This is a genomic window from Paenarthrobacter sp. GQ52 (assembly GCF_059759005.1).
Map to the genome: position 1 here is coordinate 26,317 of NZ_JCAXEJ010000030.1, position 7,179 is coordinate 33,495.

10 protein-coding genes are annotated in these 7,179 nt (G+C 58.8%); 3 read left to right on the top strand and 7 right to left on the bottom strand.

Translation table 11 applies throughout. From position 1 onward, the window contains the following. The 6 genes from AC6CH8_RS22370 to AC6CH8_RS22395 form a co-directional block, all read right to left on the bottom strand. Entirely contained in the window at window positions 1–198 is a 198-nt protein-coding gene (locus AC6CH8_RS22370) for a hypothetical protein (RefSeq protein WP_498192409.1), read from the bottom strand. Beyond that, window positions 195–455: a hypothetical protein gene (locus AC6CH8_RS22375; protein WP_498192410.1), complete on the bottom strand. Its 261-nt coding sequence runs from the start codon at window positions 453–455 to the stop codon at window positions 195–197. Before AC6CH8_RS22375 ends, AC6CH8_RS22370 begins: the two co-directional genes overlap by 4 nt. After that, window positions 452–1,807 carry an AAA family ATPase gene (locus AC6CH8_RS22380; RefSeq protein ID WP_498192411.1) on the bottom strand — a complete coding sequence of 452 codons (1,356 nt, stop codon included), beginning with the start codon at window positions 1,805–1,807 and terminating at the stop codon, window positions 452–454. The genes AC6CH8_RS22375 and AC6CH8_RS22380 overlap by 4 nt, the downstream gene beginning before the upstream one ends. A gap of 235 nt (window positions 1,808–2,042) precedes the next feature. Continuing rightward, window positions 2,043–2,327, bottom strand: a complete 285-nt coding sequence (locus tag AC6CH8_RS22385) for a hypothetical protein (protein ID WP_498192412.1) — start codon at window positions 2,325–2,327, stop codon at window positions 2,043–2,045. Between the two features lie 143 nt (window positions 2,328–2,470). Beyond that, on the bottom strand, window positions 2,471–2,656 hold the full coding sequence (locus tag AC6CH8_RS22390) for a hypothetical protein (protein WP_498192413.1): 186 nt from the start codon (window positions 2,654–2,656) through the stop codon (window positions 2,471–2,473). Then, a complete protein-coding gene (locus AC6CH8_RS22395; protein ID WP_498192414.1) occupies window positions 2,656–2,847 on the bottom strand; it encodes a helix-turn-helix transcriptional regulator in 192 nt (63 codons plus the stop codon). The genes AC6CH8_RS22390 and AC6CH8_RS22395 overlap by 1 nt, the downstream gene beginning before the upstream one ends. A gap of 105 nt (window positions 2,848–2,952) precedes the next feature. Here AC6CH8_RS22395 and AC6CH8_RS22400 point away from each other — a divergent pair, with 105 nt between their 5' ends. Further along, complete coding sequence (locus tag AC6CH8_RS22400; RefSeq protein ID WP_498192415.1) at window positions 2,953–3,525, top strand: helix-turn-helix domain-containing protein; 573 nt, start codon at window positions 2,953–2,955, stop codon at window positions 3,523–3,525. Window positions 3,526–3,916: 391 nt separating this feature from the next. Next, window positions 3,917–4,609: a tyrosine-type recombinase/integrase gene (locus AC6CH8_RS22405; RefSeq protein WP_498192416.1), complete on the top strand. Its 693-nt coding sequence runs from the start codon at window positions 3,917–3,919 to the stop codon at window positions 4,607–4,609. Window positions 4,610–4,640: 31 nt separating this feature from the next. On the opposite strand, the gene ychF is transcribed toward AC6CH8_RS22405, so the two are convergent. Then, entirely contained in the window at window positions 4,641–5,726 is a 1,086-nt protein-coding gene (ychF, locus tag AC6CH8_RS22410) for a redox-regulated ATPase YchF (RefSeq protein ID WP_498192417.1), read from the bottom strand. 111 nt (window positions 5,727–5,837) lie between these two features. On the opposite strand from ychF, the gene AC6CH8_RS22415 reads away from it, so the two are divergent. Beyond that, on the top strand, window positions 5,838–7,112 hold the full coding sequence (locus tag AC6CH8_RS22415) for a DNA recombination protein RmuC (protein WP_091468788.1): 1,275 nt from the start codon (window positions 5,838–5,840) through the stop codon (window positions 7,110–7,112). Window positions 7,113–7,179: the final 67 nt, after the last annotated feature.

Below are 7,179 nucleotides of genomic sequence, written 5' to 3' on the forward strand. Positions count from 1 at the left end.
CTACTTCCTGTTCTTGCGTTCTTTTTCGACGGCGTTCACTGCTGCGGCGCCCGTTGGGTCACGGTGAAGTGTGGTTTTCCCGTAGTGGCGCTCCGGGCGGTTTTTGGTAGCCAGTAATTGCTGGTGATACAGAATCGCCAAGTTCTTCCAATGGAGGGCCTGAAATCGGTAGTAGGCGGCCATTTCCGAATCATTCATGCGGCGACTCCTTGGACCTGGATGATGTCGTGCCGTCCTGTGCAGCGACCACCGCAACCAACGGCGTCTATGAAATCCTTGGAGGCTTCCGCGTCTTCGGCTTTGGTCCAGAGCGAGATGCTGGGGGCATCGCACCAAGCGATGAGCGCTATGTTGCCCTTGCCCCGGATCCAGTGGTGCCGGGGTATGGCGCAGGCCAGAAAGGTCTTGGAGGTTCGGTGTTGGCGGATGCATTTGTGGTTCCGGTAGGTCTTCACGCTGCACACTCCTGATGGTTTCCGTGTTCGTTGTCGTCCAACATGTCGCCGCAGACCGTGCAGGGCTCCGGGCCAGTGTTCCTAGGAGCAGAGGCGTGTATGTAGGAAGTAAGAACTCTAGGGAGACTAGGAACAGTGGAAGATTCCGAATCAGTGTTCCTAGTGTTCTCAGTGTTCCTAGACTCCTGACATAGACCCCCTTGGTAGGAAGACTGATTCAAGGAGTAGATCCAGGGCTGTCCCGGCCCGGTTGGTGCCGATGTTCCCAAGGTCTTCATCGCCTTCTCCGCTGCGGTCTTGCCATATCCTTCGTCACGCAGATAGTCCTTCACGTCCGCAGCCGGCGCGGATCCACCCGCATCTTCCACGAACACCCTTACCAAGGCTTCTGCTTCTTCGGACTTCGACGGCTTACGTTCAGCCTCAGTCTCAGCCTGCTTCCACTGAGAAAGAAGGTGAGCGATGGGCATTAGCGCAGAAGCAGGGGACGTTAGTAGGGCCGTTGTTCCGGGATCATCGTCCGTCTGGTCCCGCACCTGCTCCACACGAACTTGGAACTTCACCGCATCCACGATCCCTGTTGTGTTGGCTTTGTCAGGACCTACCCAGAGGTACTGACCGCTGTCGTCTTGTCCTGGTGGTCGTGCCGCGAACAGCACCATCCGGGCTTTCTGCCGCAGTGCTGCCGTGCCACCCATAAGGTCACGGGTGCTAGTCGTATCCATACGGTTCGTGTGGGTCACGAGCAAAACGGCTAGATCATGCCGGGTTGCCAGATCTTTCCATGGGTGGAGTGCTGAGCGGGCCTGTTGCGTGTCCCTGATGTTCAAGTTCCCCGCCACGGTGTCTAGCCATGCGTCTACTACAAGGAATGCTGGTTTCTCGTCCATCTGTTCGATGAGGCCATGAAGTAGGAGCATGTCCCCGTTGTTGCCGGTGGAAAATACGGGGGTGCCTGTGCCGTCGTCTTCGGCGCAGTAGAAGTGGATCCTGCTGATGTCGGCGCCGGCTGTTAGTAGACGTGCTTCGACTTCGCTTGCCGAGTCTTCGGTGACGATGACGATAACGTCAGCCGGTTTCCTCGCTGCCCAGTTGAACATTGGGAAGGCTTTGCCTGTTGTGACGAGCATTGCCATCAGGATCCATAGCAGGCTCTTGCCGATGCCCTCGGCGCCGACTAGGACGGTTATCTCTCTACGAGGTAGCCAACCGCGACCTAGCCACTTTGTGTGAGGCGGCAGCTTTAGGTCTGTAGCCCTCCGCAGTTTCAGCCCAGCCTTGGGCGGTGCATCCTGGGCCGGTGCCGAGTCGTCTTCGTAGAGTTCTTTGCTGAACCATGGCTTGTCGTTCACTCGGCCACCTCGCCAAAGTAGCCATGGAGCCCTGGCGTTTCGGTGGCTTCGATGTGCCGCTTCATCTCCAAGCTGATGTAGCGGCTAGTGCTAATGAATGGCTGCGCGCTTGCGCTGCTTGGTCGATATGGTTTGAGCCTGTGCATGGTGTCCTTGGTTTCGGTCGGGACAAAGGATGTGGGGGTGCTGCCTTGTGCCGGCTGGGTTGCTCAGGCCCAGCCGGCAGGTGTCAGTTTTAGCTGAGCACCTCAAAGAATTCGTGGTCAGGCTGGTGGGCGAGCCTGAACAGCTCGGCCCACTGACCGCCAGCGAACGTATGCTTTGGATTTTCGGATGCCAGCCATGCCGAATATGTGGCATCTGCTAGGACCTCGGGCCGAAGCTTTCCGGCGCGGGCCAAGTCAAGAACGGCCTGCGCGTAGCGGGTGTTTGTGACCTCAGAGCGGTAGCGTTCCAGCTCGTCTGCGGTGACGGTGGGCTGCTCTTTGAATCGGTCAAGGATGTGCGTGAGTGACTGCATGATTTAAGACCTGTCTCTTCTTGGTAATTGATGGATTTTCTTGGTGCTGCTGCCTGAACAGGCATTCCCCGTGCCTGCGCTGTCCAGGTTCTCTACCCGCGGCAAGTGGTGATTGCAGCGGGAAGTCTTGAGTCGGGTGAGCATCAGCCTTCGAAGATGCTCAGGTCTTCCGGGTGGTGTTGTTCGCGGTGTCCGTCTGGGTAGGTAACCCAGACGCCGTGCTTAGTCACGCGCCACACCTTCCCTGCCGGGCCACGGGTGTGGCCGTTCATCCCAACAAACTGCACCCGTTTGCCCGCAAACTTCGCTTTCATTTCTTCGAGGCTCATCAGGCTGCGCTTTCGAACGCCTGGTTGATGTAGTCGGCTACATCGGATTCCCGAAACATGCGGCGTCCACCGATCTTGGCCGAACGAGGCGCCGTGCCGTTGTGGATCATCCATCGAAGCTGAGATTCCGTCTTCCGTAACCGGTCCGCTGTCTCACCTAACGTGAGCAAGGTGGCGATTGCCAGTGTCATCTTCACCCTCCCTCCCATAAGGAATTCTTGTAATTCCTTACCTGATTCCATTATGACCATTGTTTCTTGTTGTAGTCAACTATGGATTCTTGTAGGGTTTCACTCATGGCAACAAGAGATGAGCAGATAGGCCAAAACATCGCACGATTGCGCGGCGACCGTTCTCAGCAATGGGTTGCGGACCGCATGCGTGAGAAGGGCTGGAAGTGGGCGCAGGCAACAGTGTGGAACATTGAAAAGGGCGAACGACCGCTGCGACTAGCCGAGGCAGAAGACATTGCCAAGATTGTGGAAGCTGGCATAGAGCGAATCCTTCAAGCCCCAGATGTTCTTGGCCACGAGGATCAGCTTCAAATTTGGACGAAGGACATAGACGCTTCGTTCCTCAAGATTGCTGACCTAACGGAAGAGCTTCTTGGGCAACTGGAGCTACTTGGATATGCCTTGGAAGACCTCCCTGACAGCATGGATAGGTCCAACTATTGGGTGGATCTAGCGATGAAAGCGAAGCTCAAGACGCCTGAAAAGGCCGTTGCTAGAGGTCGGGCCGAGCGCGAAATGCAGGCAAGGGGCCTGAAGGCAGCAGACGTGATCGGCCAACACGGATCCATTGAAGACTGGTTCAGTAGTAGCTCTGCACCAGGGAGGGACCAAGATGGCGAGCATACAGAAGCGTGAAAATGGTTCTTGGCGGGCTCGCTACAGGGACGAGGCTGGCAAGGAGCATGCCAGACACTTCCCCCGCAAGATAGACGCCCAGCGATGGCTGGATGAGGTCACTGCTTCTGTCGTTACAGGTAGCTACGTGGATCCCAAGTCAGGCCGCGTCACCTTGGCGTCCTTCTTTGAAGACTGGTCCACTAGGCAGCTCTGGGCAACTGGAACGTCAAAAGCCATGAGCCTAGCTGTACGCTCGTGCACCTTCGCAGATGTCGAGTTTCGGAATCTGAAACGTTCACACGTTGAGACGTGGGTAAAGAAGATGAGTCAGGACGGGTTGGCGCCCGGTACGGTCAAAACTCGCTTCAATAATGTCCGCTCGGTACTGCGCGGGGCACGCAATGATCGGATGCTCGCTACTGACCCTGCTGACGGCGTTTCCCTGCCCCGTGCGCGCAAAGCTGAGCACGCTATGAGCATCCCCTCCCCCGCGGACGTTGGAGCACTCTTAGGGGCGTCTGAGCCCTGGTTCAAGCCGTTTATTGCCATGTGCGCTTTCGCGGGCTTGCGGCTGGGTGAAGCAGCAGCCGTACAGCTCGGGGATATTGATTTTCTACGTCGCACCCTAGCTGTCCAGCGGCAGGTCCAAAGGGCAGGGAAGGGCGAAGTCACTATCACCCTGCCGAAGTATGGATCTGAGCGCTTGGTGCACATCCCTGACGGTCTCGTGCAAATTCTCGCCGCCCACGTACAGCATGTCGGAGTACACGGGGAGCAGCAATGGCTGTTCATCGGGGATCAGGGTTTGCCGCCGCATCAGAACACTTCGGGCTATTGGTGGCGTAAAACAGTAAAGGCCGCAGGTCTTGAAGCTGTGAGACTTCATGACCTGCGGCACTTCTATGCATCGGGCTTGATAGCTGCGGGCTGCGATGTCGTCACTGTGCAGCGGGCACTAGGCCACTCGAAAGCAACCACCACACTAAATACCTACGCGCACCTGTGGCCGACTGCCGAGGACCGCACAAGGACCGCTGCCAGCGCCATGATGGATGACGCTCTCGGCATTTCTGCGGACTCCCTGCGGACTCACCAAGCCTGACCCCATCAAACAAGCGGGAAAACGGCCCTGATCACACGTTGAAGCGGAACTCCACCACGTCGCCGTCGGCCATCACGTACTCTTTGCCTTCGATGCGGACCTTGCCACGGGACTTTGCCTCGGCCATGGAACCGGCGTCGATGAGGTCGTCGAAGGAGACAACCTCGGCCTTGATGAATCCGCGCTGGAAGTCAGAGTGGATCACGCCGGCTGCCTGCGGTGCGGTATCGCCCTGGCGAATGGTCCAGGCGCGGGTTTCCTTGGGACCGGCCGTGAGGTAGGTCTGCAGGCCAAGGGTGTGGAAACCGACGCGCGCCAGCTGATCCAGGCCGGATTCGCTCTGGCCGTTCATTTCCAACATCTCGCGGGCTTCTTCCTCGTCCAGTTCGACGAGGTCGGCTTCGAGCTTGGCGTCGAGGAATACGGCATCGGCGGGAGCAACCAGGGCACGCAACTCGTCCTGCTTTTCCTGGTCGCCGAGGATGCCTTCATCGGCGTTGAAGACATAGATGAAGGGCTTTGCGGTGAGAAGTCCGAGCTCCTTAAGATGCCCCATCTCCAACTTGTCGCTCTTGATGGAGGAGAAGACGGTGTCGCCGCGTTCCAGAACTGCCTGGGCTGCCTTGATGGCGGCGAGTTCGGCTGCTTCGCGCTTCTTGATCTTGACTTCTTTTTCGATGCGCGGGATCGCGTTTTCGATGGTCTGAAGGTCTGCCAGGATCAGCTCGGTGTTGATGGTCTCCATGTCGGAGCGCGGATCAACCTTGCCGTCGACGTGAATCACGTCGGGGTCGTCAAATACGCGGACGACCTGCGCGATAGCCTCTGCCTCGCGGATGTTGGCAAGGAACTTGTTGCCCAGGCCTTCGCCCTCGGAGGCGCCCTTCACGATGCCGGCGATGTCCACGAAGGACACGGGAGCGGGAAGCAACTTCTGCGAACCGAAGATTTCCGCCAGCTTCGCCAGGCGGGGGTCCGGGAGGTTGACCACTCCGACGTTCGGTTCAATCGTTGCGAACGGATAGTTCGCGGCGAGCACCTGATTACGGGTCAGTGCGTTGAAAAGAGTTGATTTGCCGACGTTGGGCAGTCCGACGATGCCAATAGTAAGAGCCACGAGCATTGATTCTACCCGTTGCAACCGTGTCCGCGGTTGTTCACTCCCCCATTCGACGCCCCCAGCGGCAACCTCGCTAAAACTGTCGTACCCCTGTGACAGGGTTGCCACATGGATGGATTTGGATTGGTATTGGCCCTGCTCATGCTGCTGATTGGCGCTGCGGTTGGCCTCGCGGCCGGCTATGTTGTCTTCCGACGCCGGGGCGCCGGCCTGGAAGAAGACTTCGACGCCGTTTCGTCACGGCTTTCGGAGGTGACGGCACAGCTGGCAGCGGCCGACGCCGAACGCCGGCTCTTGTTTACACAGAACCGTGAGCTGAACGCAGCAAGGAATTCTGACGGCAGCGTCCTGCGTGCGCTCGCTCCCGTGGCGGAAAAGCTGACGGCAGTCCAGCAACAGGTTTCGCTCCTCGAACGGGACCGGGTGGAGCAGTACGGGCAACTCGCCCAGCAACTTCAGGATGCGCGTTCGTCCGACGAACAGCTCTTGCGGTCAACCCATGCTTTGGCCTCAGCGCTCCGTTCCAATAGCGCCCGCGGCCAGTGGGGCGAGGTGCAGCTGCGCAGGGTGGTGGAGGCCTCCGGGATGCTCCGGCACGTGGATTTCCATGAGCAGGTTCATTCCGGACGTAGTGACAACACCCTGCGGCCGGACCTGGTGGTCCAACTTCCCGGGGGCAAGCAACTGGTGGTGGATGCCAAGGTACCGCTGGCTTCCTACCTCGCCGCGCAGGAACAACTCCACGGAGACGGCTCGTTCGGCGAGTCGGTGGGACCTACCGTCAACCATGACTCCAAGACCCTGCTGGCACAACATGCAAAGGCGCTCAAGGCCCACATCGACGCTTTGGCGGCCAAGAAATACTGGGACATTCCGGGGAACTCGCCTGAGCTGGTGATCTGCTTCCTTCCGGCGGAATCCATTCTGGCGTCAGCCCTCGAAGCCGATCCGGCCTTGCTTGAACATGCCTTGTCCAGGAACGTGGTTCTGGCGTCGCCCGGGACTTTGCTGGCGGTCCTCAAGTCGGTTGCCTTCACCTGGCGACAGGACGTCCTAACGGACAGCGCCCACGAGCTGTTCGAGCTCGCCAAGCAACTGTACGAGCGCATGGGCACACTTGGCGAGAACGTCGGCAAGTTGGGAAGCTCACTGAAGACATCCGTGGATCGCTACAACGCCATGGTGGGCACGCTGGAGGCTCGGGTACTCCCGACCGCGCGCAAGCTCAACACCATGGACGATGCGGGTCTTGCCGCTCCCATGTCTGTGGAGGCTGTCCCCCGCGCCTTGGCAGCCCCTGAACTGCTCGCCGTAGACACCCTCGGGCACCAGGACTCGACCAGCGAACACGAGGACAGCGAAGACCAGGAGTCAGCCGCTTAGGACGTAACCCCTCCTAACGAAACTGGCCCGTCGTGGAAGCTTTCCCGAAGGAAGGCGACCATGGCGA